The sequence below is a fragment of the Ruegeria sp. I1 genome (genome assembly GCF_056532675.1).
In genome coordinates this window covers 1-18037 of the sequence record NZ_JBQFNM010000002.1, presented here as the reverse complement: position 1 = coordinate 18037, position 18037 = coordinate 1, and the positions used below count along the sequence as shown (strand labels likewise).

General features: G+C 55.8%; 14 protein-coding genes and 1 tRNA gene. 7 read left to right on the top strand and 8 right to left on the bottom strand.

The window, feature by feature from the left end; all coding sequences use genetic code 11:
* Positions 1 to 2: 2 nt before the first annotated feature.
* The 7 genes from ACR0DH_RS03845 to ACR0DH_RS03815 are packed head-to-tail and all read left to right on the top strand — an operon-like array spanning position 3 to position 7337.
* Positions 3 to 1100: an ABC transporter ATP-binding protein gene (locus ACR0DH_RS03845; RefSeq protein ID WP_480551635.1), complete on the top strand. Its 1098-nt coding sequence runs from the start codon at positions 3 to 5 to the stop codon at positions 1098 to 1100.
* A complete protein-coding gene (locus tag ACR0DH_RS03840) occupies positions 1093 to 2085 on the top strand; it encodes an ABC transporter ATP-binding protein (RefSeq protein ID WP_480551633.1) in 993 nt (330 codons plus the stop codon). Before ACR0DH_RS03845 ends, ACR0DH_RS03840 begins: the two co-directional genes overlap by 8 nt.
* An 11-nt stretch (positions 2086 to 2096) precedes the next feature.
* Positions 2097 to 3719, top strand: a complete 1623-nt coding sequence (locus ACR0DH_RS03835; protein ID WP_480551631.1) for a dihydroxyacetone kinase subunit DhaK — start codon at positions 2097 to 2099, stop codon at positions 3717 to 3719.
* 7 nt (positions 3720 to 3726) lie between these two features.
* A complete protein-coding gene (locus ACR0DH_RS03830) occupies positions 3727 to 4785 on the top strand; it encodes a LacI family DNA-binding transcriptional regulator (RefSeq protein ID WP_480551629.1) in 1059 nt (352 codons plus the stop codon).
* A gap of 27 nt (positions 4786 to 4812) precedes the next feature.
* The gene (locus tag ACR0DH_RS03825; RefSeq protein WP_480540314.1) at positions 4813 to 5868 is read left to right on the top strand and encodes a sugar phosphate isomerase/epimerase family protein; all 1056 of its coding nucleotides are present in this window, start codon (positions 4813 to 4815) and stop codon (positions 5866 to 5868) included.
* Positions 5868 to 7022 (top strand): Gfo/Idh/MocA family protein, encoded by a 1155-nt coding sequence (locus ACR0DH_RS03820; protein ID WP_480551627.1) that lies wholly within the window; start codon positions 5868 to 5870, stop codon positions 7020 to 7022. The genes ACR0DH_RS03825 and ACR0DH_RS03820 overlap by 1 nt, the downstream gene beginning before the upstream one ends.
* Positions 7023 to 7052: 30 nt before the next feature.
* A complete protein-coding gene (locus ACR0DH_RS03815) occupies positions 7053 to 7337 on the top strand; it encodes a hypothetical protein (RefSeq protein WP_480540310.1) in 285 nt (94 codons plus the stop codon).
* Between the two features lie 289 nt (positions 7338 to 7626).
* Here the strand turns inward: ACR0DH_RS03815 and ACR0DH_RS03810 are convergent, their stop codons facing one another.
* The 8 genes from ACR0DH_RS03810 to ACR0DH_RS03775 form a co-directional block, all read right to left on the bottom strand.
* Positions 7627 to 8085 carry a DUF2267 domain-containing protein gene (locus ACR0DH_RS03810; RefSeq protein WP_480551625.1) on the bottom strand — a complete coding sequence of 153 codons (459 nt, stop codon included), beginning with the start codon at positions 8083 to 8085 and terminating at the stop codon, positions 7627 to 7629.
* A gap of 17 nt (positions 8086 to 8102) precedes the next feature.
* Entirely contained in the window at positions 8103 to 8609 is a 507-nt protein-coding gene (locus tag ACR0DH_RS03805; protein ID WP_480551623.1) for a DinB family protein, read from the bottom strand.
* A 56-nt stretch (positions 8610 to 8665) separates the two neighbouring features.
* Entirely contained in the window at positions 8666 to 9256 is a 591-nt protein-coding gene (locus ACR0DH_RS03800; RefSeq protein WP_480551685.1) for a LysE family translocator, read from the bottom strand.
* Positions 9257 to 9532: 276 nt separating this feature from the next.
* On the bottom strand, positions 9533 to 10030 hold the full coding sequence (locus ACR0DH_RS03795) for an invasion associated locus B family protein (RefSeq protein ID WP_480551621.1): 498 nt from the start codon (positions 10028 to 10030) through the stop codon (positions 9533 to 9535).
* Positions 10031 to 12595 carry an autotransporter family protein gene (locus ACR0DH_RS03790; RefSeq protein ID WP_480551619.1) on the bottom strand — a complete coding sequence of 855 codons (2565 nt, stop codon included), beginning with the start codon at positions 12593 to 12595 and terminating at the stop codon, positions 10031 to 10033.
* Between the two features lie 325 nt (positions 12596 to 12920).
* Positions 12921 to 16304: an error-prone DNA polymerase gene (locus tag ACR0DH_RS03785; RefSeq protein WP_480551617.1), complete on the bottom strand. Its 3384-nt coding sequence runs from the start codon at positions 16302 to 16304 to the stop codon at positions 12921 to 12923.
* A complete protein-coding gene (locus tag ACR0DH_RS03780) occupies positions 16301 to 17779 on the bottom strand; it encodes a Y-family DNA polymerase (protein WP_480551615.1) in 1479 nt (492 codons plus the stop codon). The genes ACR0DH_RS03785 and ACR0DH_RS03780 overlap by 4 nt, the downstream gene beginning before the upstream one ends.
* A gap of 167 nt (positions 17780 to 17946) precedes the next feature.
* Positions 17947 to 18023, bottom strand: a tRNA-Met gene (locus tag ACR0DH_RS03775).
* Positions 18024 to 18037: the final 14 nt, after the last annotated feature.

Genomic DNA, 18037 nt, shown 5'->3' with positions numbered 1-18037 from the left:
AAATGGCCCAGATCGTAGTCAAAAACGTAAAGAAGATGTTCGGCGATTTCACGGCTGTCCGCGAAAGCTCGTTCACGATTGAAGACGGTGAGTTTTTCATGTTGCTAGGGCCATCTGGCTGCGGAAAGACGACGACGCTGCGGATGATCGCGGGGTTGGAGCTTCCAACGTCGGGCGAAATCTATCTGGACGGTGAAGAGATTAGCCAGCGACCGCCATCAGAGCGTGACATTGCCTTCGTGTTCCAGATGTTCGCGCTGTATCCGCATATGAACGTACGCAAGAATATAAGCTACCCCCTGATATCGCAGGGCATGCCGCGTGGCGCCGTCAAAGCCAAAGTAGAGGAAGTCGCGGGAATTCTGGGGATCAAGGACATCCTCGACAGCCCCGTAGGAGGGTTGTCAGGCGGCGACAGGCAGCGCGTGGCGCTGGGTCGCGCGATCGTTCGCGAACCCAAAGCGTTCATGATGGACGAACCGCTGGGCGCCTTGGATGCCGAGTTTCGGGAGCATATGGCCGAAGAATTGCGCGCGCTTCATGACCGTATGGGCGCAACCACTGTTTACGTCACACACGATCAGTTAGAAGCCATGCAAATGGGCGATAAGATCGTAGTGATGAACAACGCTGTGATCGAGCAATTCGGCACACCTCAGGAAATCTACGACAAACCAGCCACAATGTTCGTTGCAGATTTTATCGGGTCTCCTTCGATGAACTTCCTGCCTTTTCAGGGAAAGGTCGCGCCCGATTCGGAAATGGTGCGACTGAATGGTCACGACGAAGCCGTACCCAAACTGATGGAAGGGGCGGAAGGTGACTTGGTTTTTGGCGTTCGCCCCGAACATGTTTTTCTATCGGATGCGAGCGCATACCGGGCCAAGGTCCTGGCCGCAGAATACTTGGGAACCACCCAGATCGTGACGCTGCAAAGCCCGAACGGAGAGCTGAAAGCCCGGATTGATGCACGCGACGTCGTAAATCCCGGCGAGACGGTGGGATTGGAGTTCCGCTCTCACGCGGTAACCCTATTTGAAAAATCAACCGGGCGCGCGTTGAGGTCCGCTTTGAACGACGAGGTGCTAAGCAATGGCTGAAGTCGTTTTGGAGAATATCTCGAAATCATTTGGCAATCTTAAAGCGGTGGATGATATCTCAATGACGATCCCCAACGGCGCCTTTGTGGTGTTGTTGGGTCCGACAGGTGCGGGAAAAACGACGACGCTGAGATTGATATCCGGGCTTGAGAAACTGGACTCTGGAACAGTACGCATTGCCGGGCGTGACGTCGGTACAGATACACCTGCCCAGCGCGATGTGGCGATGGTCTTCCAGCAATACTCGCTATACCCACATATGACAGTGCGCGAGAACCTGTCTTTCCCTTTGCGGTCGCCGATCCTGAAGACACCAGAGGATGAAATCACGAGGAAGGTTAACGAAGTCGCTGAGATCCTGCAAATTCCGCACAAGCTGGACAACAAAGCCACTGAACTGTCCGGCGGTGAAATGCAGCGCGTTTCAATCGGACGTGCGCTTGTGCGTGACCCACAGATTTTCCTGATGGATGAACCGCTTAGCTCTTTGGACGCCAAGCTTCGCGCTGATTTGCGAGTCGAGTTGAAGAGAATTCAAGCCGATCTGGGGTCAACCTTACTTTACGTGACCCATGATCAGGTCGAAGCCATGACAATGGCGACACATATCGGCGTTTTGGAAAACGGCAAGCTGGTTCAGTATGGCACCCCTCGCGACATCTATGAAAATCCCGGCAGTGTTTACGTAGCCAGCAGGTTGGGTCTGCCACGGATCAACATCCTACCTTCCGATTTGTTTGGAGGCGATCACAAAGGTCCGCAGATAGGCCTGCGCCCGGAAAACATCATTGAAGGTGAAGGCAGCGAGGCGCGGGTGATACGCGCCGAGCATCTGGGAGACCAAACACGGCTGCATCTGGATCTGAACGGTCACCCGGTGGTGACCCTGATCGATGTCCATCAGGACTACCCATCTGGAAAGATTATAAAAATCCGCCCCCACAACCCGTTGTATTTTGACGCGTCCGGCGCGCGTGTGAATTAAGGAGCAAAAGCATGGCCCAGTTCCTCAACACAAAAGAAACCCTGGTGACAGAGGCCATAGACGGCCTTCTGGCTTCCTCCGGCGGGCAGCTAACCCGGCTGGACGGCTATCCGCATATCAAGGTTGTTTACCGGTCGGACTGGGACAAGTCGAAGGTCGCCCTGGTATCCGGTGGAGGGTCTGGTCACGAACCGGCCCACGCAGGGTTTGTTGGTGCCGGTATGCTGACAGCTGCGGTCTGCGGCGAAGTTTTCGCCTCCCCCTCGGTCGAGGCGGTTCTGGCGGGCATTCTTGCTGTCACGGGTGAGGTCGGGTGCTTGCTTATTGTCAAGAATTACACTGGTGATCGATTGAACTTTGGATTGGCAGCTGAACGCGCCCGTGCATTGGGCCGCAAGGTTGAAATGGTCGTCGTCGATGATGACATCGCCCTGCCCGACCTTCCGCAACCACGTGGCGTGGCAGGTACGTTGTTCGTGCACAAAATAGCCGGAGCGCTTGCAGAAAGTGGTGCTGATCTGGACACCGTCACCAAAGCAGCAAGAAACACCATAGCGAAGGTCGTCAGCATCGGTATGAGCCTGGACACTTGTACCGTTCCTGGATCTCCAAAAGAAGACAGGATTGCACCCGGCAAAGCGGAGCTAGGCTTAGGCATCCACGGCGAGCCTGGTGTACAGCAAGTCGAGTTCTCAAATGCTGTATCAGCTATGTCCACAGTGGTGGAGAAGCTGAAGCAAAGGGTGGGCTCTGGGGATTGTGTGGCGTTGGTCAACAACCTAGGTTCTACAACTCCGCTAGAAATGGCTGTCCTCGCGCACGCCTTGTCCGAGACTGGTATTGCCCAACATGTCATCGGCCCAGCTCCAATGATGACATCGCTGGATATGCACGGGTTTTCTGTTTCTATTCTGCCTGTAGATCAGGACGATTTATTGGCTCTTACAGCTCCTGTTGATCTGGCGGCTTGGCCCGGCATCAATTCCATCGACCCGATAAAGGTAGCGCCTTTGCCTGATGGTTTGACCCCTATCGATCCAATTCCTTCGAATAATCCCGCCACAAGGGAAACGATCACCCGATTGTCTGAACTGCTCATCAACGCTGAGAAGAACCTGAACGAGCTGGACGCGAAATCTGGGGATGGCGATACAGGAAGCACATTGGCGACTGCCGCAAGAGCATTGCAAGGTAGCCTTGACCGCATGCCGCTTGCTGATCTGACGCAACTGTTTCCGGCGTTGGGCAATGAACTGAGCCAGACCATGGGTGGGTCGTCCGGTGTGATTCTTGCGATCTTTTTCAACGCGGCTGGGGATGCCTGTGCAAGCGGAGCCTCCGTGCCCAAATCCCTTGTCGAGGGCCTGAACCGTGTCAGCCAGGTCGGAGGTGCCAAGGTCGGTGATCGGACAATGATTGACGCCCTGGCACCGGCACTTGCCGCGCTACCATCTGGTCTGACACACGCGGCCGAGGCTGCCCGCGAAGGCGCGAACAACACCGCAAATATTCGTCGTGCGAAGGCGGGTCGCGCGGCCTATGTTCCCGAAGAAAACCTGGTTGGACATAACGATCCCGGTGCTGAGGCGGTTGCTTTGTTGTTTGAAGGCTTGGCGCGGGAGATTGAGGGCTGAGGAACACGTGGAAGACCAAAAACAAAAACTAGAATTGGTAAAAAAGCCAACCGTCAACGACCTCGCGCGCGTCGCGGGTGTCAGTCTCGCGACTGTTGACCGGGTCTTGAATAGACGCCCCGGCGTGCGGGCCGTAACCGTACAGAAAGTACAAAAGGCAATTGATGAGCTGGGCTATGTGCGCGACACCGCTGCGGCTAACCTTGCGCGAAACCGGGTTTACAACTTCCTCTTTGTTCTGCCCGACACGGACAACGAGTTTGTGGAGGCAATCAGCAGTCAGATCGCAGAACAATCCCGTGACCAATTTATCGAGCGGACTCGCATTGATATAAAGAAGGTCGCTCCGTTCGAGCCGCAAGATATCGTCAACATTTTGGATGCTGTCGACAGTTTGGATGTTGATGGGGTTGCCGTTTTTGGGCCCGAAACGCCTTCTGTCCGCGACGCTGTAAAAAGGCTCAGGGACAAAGGCGTTCCGGTGGTTGCCTTGGTATCTGACTTGCCCAGTTCAGAGCGAGACCACTTTGTGGGAATCGATAACGTTTCGGCAGGACGAACCGCCGCTCAGCTGATGGGGCGGCTTGTCCATCGCGACGGCAAGGTCTTAGTTCTTACAGGATCCCGTTTGGCGCGTGACCACCTGGAGCGTCGCCAAGGCTTTGATATTGTTGTGGCCGAGGAATTTCCGCACCTCCAAGTCGTAGCGTCGGTTGAGGGCCGGGATGACCCGGATCTGATTTACAAGATGATGCCCGAGATCTTCGAAACCTATCCGGATCTGGTCGGAATATACTCGTCAGCAGCGGGCAATGCCGGCCTGATTCAATTTCTTTCAGAGAACAGGTTCAGCAAGGATCTGGTGATCATAGCGCATGAGCTCACTCCGCTCAGTCGTGAGGCGCTTAGGCTTGGCACATTTGACGCCTTAATCTCGCAAGACACCGGGCATATTGTTCGTTCTGCCGTCCGTCTATTGCGCGCAACTAAGGACAAGGTTCCATTCAACAAAGCGCAGGAACGTATCCGTATCGACATCTATCTGAAGGAAAATTTACCGCCATAGAGGCTTAGGTTTTGGGGAGGAAATTTTATGAAGACGATCAAAGGTCCAGCTTTGTTTCTTGCGCAATTTGCGGGGGACGAAGCGCCGTTCAATTCGTGGGACGCGATCACTAAGTGGGCGGCTGATTGTGGATACAAAGGCGTTCAGGTTCCCAGTTGGGATGGCCGGTTGTTCGACCTCGAACAGGCCGCATCCAGCGCTGGGTATTGCGATGACTTCAAAGGCAAGGCCAAGGAAAATGGTGTCGAAGTCACGGAACTTTCAACACACCTTCAGGGCCAGCTTGTAGCCGTTCACCCAGCCTATGACAGTGCGTTTGATGGGTTTGCCGCCGAAAGTGTCCGAGGGAACCCAAAAGCCCGGCAGGAATGGGCCGTGGATCAGGTCAAAAAGGCTCTGACAGCATCCAAAAACCTGGGCATTTCCGCACATGCAACATTCTCTGGCGCGCTGGCATGGCCCTATGTCTATCCTTGGCCGCAACGCCCTGCCGGCTTGATCGAAACGGCGTTTGATGAGCTTGCGCGTCGTTGGGTGCCGATCCTGAATCACGCCGATGAATGCGGTGTCGATGTCTGCTACGAAATCCACCCCGGAGAGGACCTCCACGATGGTGTGACCTACGAGATGTTTCTGGAACGGACGGGAAATCACCCAAGGGCCTGCATGCTATACGACCCGTCGCACTACGTGCTGCAATGTCTCGACTATCTGGACAATATCGACATCTACAAAGATCGGATTCGGATGTTCCATGTCAAAGATGCCGAGTTCAACCCAACAGGGCGGCAGGGTGTCTATTCCGGATATCAAAGCTGGGTTGATCGGGCCGGGCGCTTCCGTTCATTGGGCGATGGCCAAGTGGATTTCGGTGCGGTCTTCTCAAAAATGGCCGCGAATGACTTTGATGGTTGGGCTGTTGTCGAATGGGAATGCTGCCTCAAACACCCCGAGGATGGTGCACGCGAAGGAGCTCAATTCGTATCCGATCACATCATCCGTGTGACCGAGAAAGCCTTTGATGATTTCGCCGACGGTGGCGCTGACGAAGCCGCCAATCGTAAAATGCTGGGGATTGAGTGATGGTCACAGGACGCAGTGAAGAAACCTCGGGTCGCATTCGCCTTGGCATGGTTGGCGGTGGAAACGACGCCTTCATAGGCGGTGTTCATCGCATAGCCGCGCGACTGGACGACAAATTCGAACTGGTTGCCGGTGCCTTGTCTTCGACGCCAGAGAAATCTCTTGAAAGCGGTCAGGCATTGGGGCTCGAACGGGTCTATGAAGACTTCAAACAAATGGCGATAAGGGAAGCCCGGCTGAAATCTGGGATTGAGGCGGTCTCAATCGTCACGCCAAATCACGTCCATTATGCAGCCGCGCGTGAGTTCCTGAAACGCGGTATTCATGTCATTTGTGACAAGCCACTCACCTCGACTCTTGCCGATGCAAAAAAGCTGGTCAAAGCAGCGGAAAGCGCGAATGCCTTATTCATTTTGACCCACAATTACACGGGCTATCCAATGGTTCGGCAGGCGCGTGAAATGGTTGCCAACGGCGATATTGGCAAGATCCGGGTGGTTCAGGTTGAGTACCCGCAGGACTGGCTGACCGAGCAGCAGGATTTCAAACAGGCTGAATGGCGAACCGATCCCGAACGCTCGGGCGCGGGCGGATCAACCGGTGACATCGGGACTCATGCTTACAATCTCGCTTGCTTTGTAACCGGGCTGACAGCAGAAAGCCTAGCGGCGGACTTGCAGGCCTTTGTGCCGGGGCGCAAAGTCGATGACAACGCCCACGTATTGCTTCGCTTCGAAGGCGGAGCGCGAGGTATGTTGTGGTCTTCTCAGGTGGCTCCCGGAAATGAAAACGCACTTCGTTTGCGGGTCTACGGCGAAAAAGGTGGTCTGGAGTGGGCCCAGGAAGATCCCAATTACCTTTGGTTCACACCATACAACGAACCCAAGCGTCTGATCACCCGAAATGGAGCTGGAGCTGTTGATGCTGCCAATCGGCTAAGCAGAGTCCCTCCGGGACATCCCGAGGGATATCTTGAAGGTTTCGCCAATATCTATGGAGAGGCTGCTGAGGCGATCCAAGCCTTCCGAAACGGGATTTCACCTGGCGCGTCCGTTGTTTATCCAACGGTTTATGACGGGCTCAATGGGGTTAAGTTTGTAGCCGCGTGCGTGCAAAGCTCTTCAAAGAATGCGGCTTGGGTTAGCTTAGCTTGAAAATCTGGCTTTGGGCATGAGGCAAACATCTTGGAAGGCAGCCGGGGTATCTGCCAAAAACCGAAGAGCGGGCAGCCCATCGATGAACTCTCCGGAGCAATAAACGTCACTGAAGCGGTTTTAAGCCCTGATCCCGAAGACGGGCGCGGAAAGCTTGTTTATCTAACCGAGGCGGGCCGCATTTTCAGGAACCAAGCCATTGTTCACGTCAGCGAGGTCTTCGGGCATCTTATCGGGCCTGATCAACTGGCAATCATGCAACGCACCAAGGGTGATCTCGCAGAACTTCGGAAGTATCTCGACAATAATCGCTAGCTTTCGAATTTGATTTACCCTGCGGGCTTTCGGGTATCGTTCAAGGATGCCGAACCTTGCACCTGTTTAGAAAGAGTATCCGTGACTGGTCGTCCAGCAATGCGGCGACCAACCCCCCGCTCTTGAAAGATAACCCGCAGTGTTGACAAAGCCGGCGAATGTCTGCGATCGGGCCGTATCGGAGTCAGCTAGACGTCTACTCCTTGACCTATGAACAAGTGGTTTGGTGCGCAGTTCGATTTGACAATGGTCTGTTTTCTAGATGACGTGTGAGGTCCATGAACGACAGTCAAATGACCCGCTGATTGAGCTCCTTAGGATCGTCAACGTCCACCTCCCAAAACTCCTGAGCATCTTTTGGTAGCTTCGCCAAAACGCGCTCGAAATCGCTGGCATTTGTGTAACGACGGATTGCCCAAGCAGTGGCCTCAATTGCGTTATCCGGCGTCAAGTTGTGATGTTTGCGAACGTTCTTTGCCTCGGCCAGTAAGTCTTTGCGCGGCTTGAATGGTACCGGCGGCTCGGAGACATTCCATCCTGTGACAAAGACTGCCCTCGCCACACTTGGAAGAACTGATGCAAAATCAATCCCTTGCTGAGCTGTCAAGCGTCGGCGAAACACTTGAAAAACAGCGTCTACAGCAGTGTAGGTCATATTGTCCGAATCTAGTGACATGCGCTCTTTGGCGTCATCAAGGAATGCCCGCCACTCTTTAGACGCATGTCTGTATGTCCATGGCATTGGCATTAAGTCGGCCCCTTTAGTTATCCGATGTCCAGCATCTGAAGGTCCGTAGATCCTGTTGTCGCACCAGCCTGTGTCAACAACGAATGAACCTGGCCGCGATGATGTGCCTGGTGATTGGTCATGTGCACCAAATTGAAGCCCAGCGTCGTTTGAACGTGTTCGTGCCCCCGTTTCCACGTGATAATGGACAAGAGGTCCTGTGATGTGAGCGTATCGGCCCAACCAACGATCTGTTCATCCAATGCTTCCCGCTGTTCGACATAGTCCAACCAATCGACCGGAGTGTCTGTATACGGATGCCGCACAGCGATCTCAGCAACGATCCCGCTGTCATGGCGAAACCGAGCCAACCAGATGCGATCGTCCCAGAGAATGTGATTCAATGTCTGTGCGATAGATCTAAAGAACGCACCTCGATCCTTCCATCGATCTTCATGGGTTAAGGAATTCGCCGCGGTGATGAGTGATCGGTTCTGCCATTGATTGTAGCGGGACATTGTCGCTGCGAACTCAGATGTGATCATAGTATTTGTCTCATTCGGCTGACTTGGGATACCGTAACCGCCCTCTGTTTCCGAGGTTAGCGTGTCTCGAACGCGTGCCGCATTCCAAGGCCGACGAACGTTGCAGCGTAGCCACGTTTCAGCCACATGAGTGACGTAGGCGTCCGTTCGATACGCGCGCGCACCACCGAGGCGAACCCATCATAACAGATTACAACCACAAAGTTCATGACCATAAACACAACGCTGAGGACAAGCATATGACGCACAGGTGTCGAGACGCCAGCAGGAACGAATTGTGAAAAAATGCTAGGAAGAATACTGATAGTTTCGGATTCAGAATGTTGATCAGAAACCCAGTTGTCGCAACTTTGCGATACGTGTTCGCTCGTCCTTTCTATCAAACTGTACAGGGCGTCATCTCTCAAAATCCGCGAAGCATGGAATTGTAAGTACTGTGTGCCAACCCACTTCAATACATGAAAGAGAACCGCACTTTTGTTCAAAAACGCAGCCAATCTCACGATTGCCGCCGTCAAGTGAGGAACGATACCCAAAGTACATCCCATCGCTGCCGCAGGGCTGCCTTTCGCCCCTCGCGCCAATCCAGTAGCAACCGTATAGATCACACCTGTGCCCAGCGCGACTACAACGACAAAGGACGTGATCAGCTCAGCTCAATCGCTTGTTGTTCAGAGGCACACTGCCTCATACCGCGAGCTACTCACCATATCGTTGCAGCTGGCGAAGTGAGTACCCGCCTTTGTGGATTCTCCTTCGACCCCAAAAGCCTAAGTCAGGTCTCTCCACTGCATCGTCCAAAGTCATGCTTGCACGCCAAGCAACACAAGTATTCGATGCCAACAGAACCCGATTTGGCAGCAGGGATGGCATATTATTCATCCAACAGTCTGATCTGATTGATTGGCGTCAGCGACAACGGATCAAAGCGCATCAAAGGCTGCCGTGAAACCCGCTAGTGACACAGGCACTTCAAGCGTTTGCCCACCATCCAGCGTATAGAGCGAGATTTGCACCGTGTTACTCTGTTTCATCTGATCCACAATCCCCGGCCCAAGTGTCAGGGGTACCACACAACCGAAATTCTGGCAGGTTCGCATCGGAAGATTCCACCGGGGGCCACCGTCGATGGACAGTGAAACACCCTTGGTGATGTCCAACCCAAATGGCACGATCACAATACCCGAGGCCGCGCCTTCGGCGTTTCGCTGCAGCTCAACCCGCAGCAGTAGGCCGGACTGGTTCTGCAGGTTCAGGCTTTGGCTCATGGCGCATTGCCGTTGATCAGCCTCTTGGGTGCAGTTCACTGTCCAGCTTTGATATTGCGTGGATGTCGTTTCTGTCGTCTGTGCCGAGCCCATGCCCGACACCGCGACAAGAGCGCCGCCGCCCCACGCCAGAACCCTGGATATGTTGATCATTCAGAACCGAACCTGCAAACCCAATGTGGCTTCCAGTTCGTAGCTATCCCCAAGATCATCAAGACCAGTAAGGTAGTTCAGCGAACCAGAAAGCTCGTAACGTTCGTTCAGGATCATACGCGCGCCAAGGCCCAGTTCAATGCCGGTATCGTCGATCTCCTCGTTAAACTCCATCCCACCGGCCGAAATCCGGGTGGTCGGGTCAAACTCGTGATAAAGGTTCACGACACCAAAATAGCTGCCGGTGCCGCGACTGTTGGCAAACCATTTGTTCGCGGACAGCCCGAGCCGCGCCAGTACGCTGTCGGCATCGTCAAAGACAACATTGTTGCCCGAACTGTCGGTGAAGTCGTCTACATCCAGCGAGGCATAGGTCAGCTGCGCCTGAGGGATCAGGACCAAGCCCGGTTTCACCTCGTAAGGGCGACCAACCTCAACCGAAATCGCGTATTGGTCGGAGTCGATGTCGTTCTGTTCTAGCCCGGTGGAAGGATCGCGCGTATCGCTGGAGTTATCGTTGTACTGAAGCTGTGTGTCGACATAAAAGCCACGCGCGTCCAGCCAGGTGGCGCTAAGGGTTAGGCCCAGCGACGTCGTGTCGATATCACTGTTGCCCTGATCGGTCCGCACCGTACTTGAGGCATCATCATAGCTGATCGCCACCCCACCGTAGAGCGCCCCATTGGCGAATTCGGACAGCAGCGTATCTGCCCCAACCGCTATCGTATAGGTGTCCGTCCGCACCGTGTTGATCCCTGCGTCCGACCGAACCGGCGCGATTTCGCTACGCCGTCCGGTGAGTTCCAGCCAGACCGGGGTATCCGGGTAGGACAGGACATCACCATCGGTACCAAATTCACGAACCCGTTGTCTGGTCGCGTCCCCAGAAGGTGCAACAGCGGTTCTTGCGGCAGTACGCGCCTGGAAACCGCGCACACGGTTCACTGATTGCAGGATTGAAGGCAAAGCCTCAAATGAGGCGATACTAGATCCAACAAGGATCGGATTGCCGGACGCATCCAGGCTGGACAGCACAAAGCTGCCGCTGCCAGTGTCGACAAGACGATAGCCAAACGGACCCGCAACCACAATTTGTTCGCCGGTGGCTGTCTGAGATGTTCCATTCAGCGTGAAGATTCCATTTGACGCTCCACCGACTTGGATAATTTCAATCCCATTGATGGTTTCGGCCCCGGCACCACCGATATTGTTGACCGACACAAAGGTCGTGCCCGAGGTGTCGCCTGCGATCTGAAGCATGTCCGTGGCCGACCCGTCACCGCCAAGTTCGACATCCAGCAGGATCGTTCCGCCAGTGCCGACAAAATCGTCACTGACAGTGATGACATCGCCCACCGATCCGTTCTGTGCCGAGAGCATACCGCCATTGGTGATGTTACCGGTCAGGCTGGTCGCTCCGGTATTCAGACGCAAACTGCTGCCTGATTGAACTGTAAGCCCGGTTCCGGCACCGCCATCACCCGCGGTCAGGCTGTTGTCGGTCAGTGTGATCGTCGAATTATTGGTAATCTCGATCACTTCGAAGTTGGTCACGTTTGCCCCAGCCAGTACACCGCTGCTGCCAAAGCGCAGCGTGTCGACAAAGCCGTCCCCACTGGAGGAATCGTCGCCACCGTCAAAAAGGGTAACGCCGCTGAAATCACCACCGGTGAAGTCTAAGGTATCGCTGCCATCGCCCAAGGTTATAGCACCTGTGACCGCAGCGCCCGCGTTTACGGTCACTGTGGCGTCAGACTGGTCATTGGTGATCGCCGTACCAGATGTGGCACTGATGGTGCTGCCAGAATTCAATGTGATATTGACTGCCGTGCCAGCACCGGCCTGCGTCGCAATGCCCGCACCTGTGCCGCCGGTTACGGCACCTGACGTGGTGATGGCAATCGAACCCGAGCCCGTGTTCTGCGCAAAAATACCCGTGCGCCCGCCGTTGGCGTTGACTGCGGTAATCGTTAGGTTAGTCCCCGCATTCCGCCCGTTAATCCCATCCGAAGAGGTGCCTGAAGCCGTTCCTGTGGACGTGATTGTCAAAGCGCCGGTGCCATTGTTACGCGCCGTGATGCCGAAACTTCCACCGTTTGTATCAACGGCAGAAATCGTCATATCGGTCGCCGTTCCGGCGTTGTTCGCGTACACCCCGGTACCGCTTGTCCCGATCACAACACCTGTAACCGTGATTGTCATCGCGCCCGTTCCTGTGTTGCGCGAGTAAATCCCCAAGTTCGCCCCCGCTATGACCGAGTTATTGGCATCCGTAAACGAAATGCTGTCACTGGAACGCAGATTGAGCCCATTCCCGCTTGAGACCGTATGCCCAAACCCTGGCTGCGTTGTCACTGTCAGAGGGGATGCGCCTGAATTCAGCGTAATGGTTGCGTCACCACCCGTTGCTGGACCCGAGCAAGAATAGGTTCCGCCCCCCGACGGCGTGCAACTGCCGCCATATGCAGTGCGGCCATATGCGCCGACGACGGCAAGCGCCATGGATGAGGTCAGAAGAATATTGGATTTGCGAAGCGGAGCCGACAGGCTTTGATTTTTGGGCACGGGTGACAATTTCTTTGGACTGGTTACTGTCTTACCCTATCCAGTGAGCCGCGCTTTTCCAAGGATCAAGTTAATTAAGTGTTAACACACTTCGCAATTCCACTTGGGCGCTCAATCTGTGATTGTTTTTTACGCATCTCAGGTAGCGGGAAATTCACCGTTTTTTGCCTTGATTAAGAGCTGCCTTAAGATCGCCAATGCTGTCAAAATTCTACATGTAAAGTGAAGCACAGCCTGAATTGTTTTCAATTTCGCAACAATTTTTCCTTCCTCCAGGCTTTGTGCAAAAGGAGTGCTGAATACCGCAATCGCTACGAATGGCCGGTTAATGAAAATCCCGGCTTGGGAACAATCGCTTTGCCTGATCCCGCGGGTGCATTGCCCGCGCGGGATAGCGGGATCGTTTGAGCGTATCATCTGTGCGGACAGCTTCGGTGCTCAGGGCCTCGGGCTGTGGATGCCCTAGTTCGGACAGCTTATGCGATAAGTCCTGAATGTCCTGAGCAATCAGGTGCACGACGATCCCTTCGCGTTGCAGATACCCTGTCACCCGCAGCAAACGCGCCCCCATCACAATACGACGGAAGCGGTCATAAACCTTGGGCCAGACCACCACATTGCTGACTCCGGTCTCATCCTCCAACGTCAGGAAAATAACACCCGAGGCCGTGCCGGGCCGCTGGCGGGTGATGACAAGGCCACACACGCTGTACCGCCCCAGCGGCACCTGTTGCAAAGAGGCATGTGTGACCAATCCCGGCAATGAGGGGCGCAGCAGTTCCATAGGATGCGCCCGCAGGGTCAGACGGGTTGAGACATAATCCTCGACCACCTCTTCACCCAGTTGCATAACCGGCAGATTGACCTGCGGTTCGTGAACCATTTCTCCGTCGATTGGATCGTTGAACAACGGCAGAGGTTTCGGGCTTTGAATCGCCTTGACCTGCCAGAGTGCATCGCGCCGGGTCAGGCCCATATCCGAAAAGGCATCCGCCTCGGCCAGCCGCGTCAGCACATCCGGACGAAGCCCTGCACGCAGCCAAAGCGCCTCTGGGTCCGGGTAGCCATTGCCACGCGCGGCCACAATCCAGCCTGCGTCTTCTTCCCTGAACCCCTTGATCTGGCGGAACCCCAGCCGCAAGGCCAGCGCGCCATCGGGGCGGCGTTCCAGAATATTGTCCCATTCCGAATGATTGACGCAGATGGGCCGCACCTCGACCCCGTGCTCACGCGCGTCGCGCACGATCTGGGCAGGGGCATAAAACCCCATGGGCTGAGAGTTCAGCAGTGCACAGGCAAAGATCGCCGGGTGATGACATTTTAACCAGGCCGAAACATAGGCCAGCATGGCAAAAGCGGCTGCGTGACTTTCGGGAAACCCATAATCGGCAAAGCCTTCGATCTGCGAGAAACAGCGCTCTGCCACCTCAATGTCATAACCTTTGTTCAGCATCCCCTTGATGAATTTATCCCGGAATGTGCCGATCGTGCCCATCCGCCTGAACGACGCCAGAGAACGGCGCAAATGGTCAGCCTCTTCCGCTGTAAAGCCTGCCCCAACCACCGCGATCTGCATCGCCTGTTCCTGAAACAGAGGCACCCCTAACGTGCGTGCTGTCACCTGTTCCAGTTCCGGGCCAAAGGGTTCCGGTTTTTCCTTCCCATTCCGTCGTCGGATATAGGGTTGCACCATATCCCCTTGGATGGGTCCGGGGCGAACAATGGCGACTTCGATCACCAGATCATAAAACTCGCGCGGTCGCATACGGGGCAGAAAATTCATTTGCGCCCGGCTTTCGACCTGAAAAACGCCAACCGCATCCGCGCGGCAGAGCATGTCATATGTGGCCGTGTCGCCCTGCGGCACCTTGGCGATGCTCAGGTCCTCACCCTCATGCGCTTGCAAAAGATCGAAGGATTTACGCAGGCAGCTGAGCATGCCTAGCCCGAGAACATCGACCTTCAGGATGTTGAGCGCATCAATGTCATCTTTGTCCCAACAGATGACAGTGCGATCCTCCATCGCGGCATTCTCAATCGGGCATAGCTCATCCAGACGCCCCTTGGTGATCACGAAACCGCCGACATGCTGAGACAAATGGCGCGGAAAGCCGATGATCTCACCTATCAGGCGGAGGGTTTGCATCAGGCGACGATCGTCAGGGGCCAGCCCCAACTCTCGCACACGGTCCAGGTCAACGCCGCCATTGGTCATACCCCAGATCTGACCAGATAGCCCTGCGGTCACATCCTGCGATAACCCCATCACTTTTCCGACCTCTCGGATTGCCGCGCGGGTGCGGAAATGGATCACGGTGGCACATAGGCCAGCACGGTGGCGGCCGTATTTTTCATAGACCCACTGGATCACCTCTTCGCGCCGCTCATGCTCGAAATCGACGTCAATATCCGGCGGCTCACCCCGGTATTTTGACACAAACCGTTCAAAAACCATGGCAATCTGACCCGGAGGGACATCCGTAATGCCCAAGAGGTAACACAGCACCGAATTGGCCGCCGACCCGCGCCCCTGGCAAAGAATACCTTGTGAGCGGGCAAACTGTACAATGTCATGTACGGTCAGGAAATATGCTGGGAACCGGAGGTCGGCGACCACCGCCAGTTCTTTGTGCATCAACTCGACCACCCTATCGGGCGGCTCATCAGGATAGCGGCGTTTTAACCCTTCACGCGCTAACCGTTCCAACCGAGCCTGAGGTGGCTCGTCTGTTGCGATCTCATCCGGGTATTCGTAGGACAGTTCACTCAGGTCAAAGCTGCAGCGGCTTGCAATCTCCAATGTGCGGTGCAGCGCGGCAGGATGGTCCCGAAAGACACGCGCCATATCGGTGCCTGCCTTCAGCCGCCGTTCCCCATTGCGCAAGGCGCGCGTTCCTATCTGATCAATCGTAATATGTTCGCGCATACAGGTCAGCACATCGGCCAATTGCCTGCGGCTGGCCCGATGCATCAGCACATCCCCCACCGCCACCATCGGCGCGCAGGTTCTTTGCGCCAACCGTGCGCATTCGGCCAAATAGGCCTGATCGCTACCATCATAGCGTGGCACCGCACCCAGAAAGACATGATTGGGAAAATGCCGCCGCATGGTCTGTATATCCGCTGCGGCCTTCTGCAAGCTGCTCTGAGGTAGCGCAATCAGCATCATGCCCTTGCACGCTGCCAGCAGATCCTGCGTATACAGCTCGCAGTCCCCTTTATCCGCGCGTCGCTTGCCCAGGGTCAGCAATCGGCTGAGCCGCTTGTAAGCTGCCAGATCACAGGGCAGCGCCACCCAGTCCAATGAACTGTCGCGTAGCACCAGTCGACAGCCAACAATCAGCTTAGGCAATACCGGGCAGTCTGGTCGGGCTAGGGCTTGCTTGTGTCCAACCTCCTGCCGCGACGATGAATCCACACATTGCTCAGACTGAATCTGTAACGGCTGCCCCGTCTGCCGCTTCAGCTCTTTCAGTGCAGACCACGCGCGAACGACACCTGCCAGCGAATTGTGATCCGTAACGGCAATCGCGGACAGCCCCAGTTCAGCCGCGCGCAGTACCAGTTCTTCGGGATGTGACGCCCCAGTCAGAAAAGTGAAATTCGTGGTGACGCACAGTTCGGCATACCCGGTGCCCTGCGCATTGGCCTCCAGCGTATCACGGCGAAAGGCCTCTACCGGACGGTGGGTGCGGTTCACTTCGATCATGCGAACTCTCCCTGCACAAACCAGCCCGGATTCTGCGGCGTGTAAAACAGCCAGAGCCTGCGCCCTTGCAGGGTTTCCACCCGCCAGTAATCGCGCAGGCCAGAGCGCCAGCTTTCATCGGCCAACCACCATTCAGGGGCAATGCGCTCTGGTCCAGTCGCGAGGCTTGCTGTCAACGACATGCGCCGCCAGCGGAAACGCCTGGGTGGCTGTGGACCTGTTGCAGCAATCGGCTCGGGTGGGAACAGGCAAAGGGGGCGCGGGTGCTGGCTGCTCCACCCCCTTGAGGCTTCACAATAGGCTGCTGCCGCAATGATAAAGCTACGCTCGGGGATGTGGCTATCCGCCGGTAAAACCCGCTGAATATTCTCGAGCCCAACCCGAGTGCCTAGCCGGGTGATCAGGTCCTCTAACTGACCCTGCCCCCACCCCACAGCATGGCTGAGCTGTTGCACGGGTAGCTCTTCGACCTCCGCAGCCTCCAGCCGCAGCTGATCGATGCCAAACCCCGCATCTATTTCCCCTAGCCCGCGTTCGAACAGGGGCAAAATGCGATGAGGATCGCGCAAGGGCCGGGCTAGACGCAGTTCAACCTGCTGATGCCCCTGATCTACCCGACGCAATGTCATGCAAAGCCTGCGCGCGCCCATCTCTTGCGCCTTCAGCTTGGCGCAGAGCTGCACCAACAGCCGTTCGGTCCCGGCCATAACATCGGTCAGCAACCCGATCGGCTCTGGCAAGGTCATACGCACGGCATAACGGGACGGTTCGGCCAGAGGTGTAATTTCTTCCGGCTGCGCTCCTAAGGCCTGATCCAGCCGAAGCAACACCCCGGCCCCAAAGCGACGCGCCAATGGTGCGCGCGGGTCGGCGGCCAGCGCGCCGATTGTACGCAACCCCATACGCTGCAAAGTGACCGATGTCTCTTCATTCAGACGCAAAGCCGCCACGGGTAATGGGGCCAATGCCCCCAACATATCACCGATAGGTGCCTGCCCCTCACCGTAATGAGCCAGCGCCCAAGCCGCACCCCGCGTATCGCCGACCCCGATCTGCACCGACAGCCCTGCGCGCGCAAGCCGCCCGCGTAAATCGGCCAGCATCGCTGCCTCACCGCCAAACAGATGCGCCGACCCGGTGATATCCAGCACCAGCCCGTCGTCACCTTCCAGCCCCACCCAAGGGCAATATCGCATCGCCCATCGGCGCAGAATATGTAGAAAGCGCAAGTCTGACTGAGGATCAGCGATACCGCTTTGCAGGGTCGGGCAAAAAGCACGCGCATCCGCATACGCCATACCATTATGCAGCCCTTGCTCTGCCGCCGCGACATTCATGCAGTAAATGCGATTGGCATTCCGTTGCTTGAGGGTCAGAACAAAAGGTCCGTCCATCGGGCACTGACGCAAAACCCGGTCAGTCGCCAACCGGGGAAACCACAATGAAATGATGCGCCGCTGCATCTCATCGAACATGTTAGCTTCCGTGTTCTTCTTTTGTTCCTTTTAAGTTTCTCCCTTTACAGAGTCGAGTCTTACGATCACTTGTAGACAAGCCCTGATGCGTCGATGTTTGATTGCGATGCGAACAGTTTATTTGACTGTTTGTGGCTCGACGTGGCTGTTCTGAGGTTTTCTGACGTTGGTTGCGGGAGCAGGATTTGAACCTGCGACCTTCAGGTTATGAGCCTGACGAGCTACCGGGCTGCTCCATCCCGCGACACTTTGCGTTGG

What these genes read in the sequence shown, in the direction of transcription:
- ACR0DH_RS03810 (WP_480551625.1), bottom strand. Translation starts at nt 8,085, where the DNA reads ATGCCAATGCCATGGACATACAGACATGCGTCTAAAGAGTGGCGGGCA.
- ACR0DH_RS03825 (WP_480540314.1), top strand. Translation starts at nt 4,813, where the DNA reads ATGAAGACGATCAAAGGTCCAGCTTTGTTTCTTGCGCAATTTGCGGGG.
- ACR0DH_RS03840 (WP_480551633.1), top strand. Translation starts at nt 1,093, where the DNA reads ATGGCTGAAGTCGTTTTGGAGAATATCTCGAAATCATTTGGCAATCTT.
- ACR0DH_RS03795 (WP_480551621.1), bottom strand. Translation starts at nt 10,030, where the DNA reads ATGATCAACATATCCAGGGTTCTGGCGTGGGGCGGCGGCGCTCTTGTC.
- ACR0DH_RS03785 (WP_480551617.1), bottom strand. Translation starts at nt 16,304, where the DNA reads ATGATCGAAGTGAACCGCACCCACCGTCCGGTAGAGGCCTTTCGCCGT.
- ACR0DH_RS03845 (WP_480551635.1), top strand. Translation starts at nt 3, where the DNA reads ATGGCCCAGATCGTAGTCAAAAACGTAAAGAAGATGTTCGGCGATTTC.
- ACR0DH_RS03780 (WP_480551615.1), bottom strand. Translation starts at nt 17,779, where the DNA reads ATGTTCGATGAGATGCAGCGGCGCATCATTTCATTGTGGTTTCCCCGG.
- ACR0DH_RS03820 (WP_480551627.1), top strand. Translation starts at nt 5,868, where the DNA reads ATGGTCACAGGACGCAGTGAAGAAACCTCGGGTCGCATTCGCCTTGGC.
- ACR0DH_RS03835 (WP_480551631.1), top strand. Translation starts at nt 2,097, where the DNA reads ATGGCCCAGTTCCTCAACACAAAAGAAACCCTGGTGACAGAGGCCATA.
- ACR0DH_RS03805 (WP_480551623.1), bottom strand. Translation starts at nt 8,609, where the DNA reads ATGATCACATCTGAGTTCGCAGCGACAATGTCCCGCTACAATCAATGG.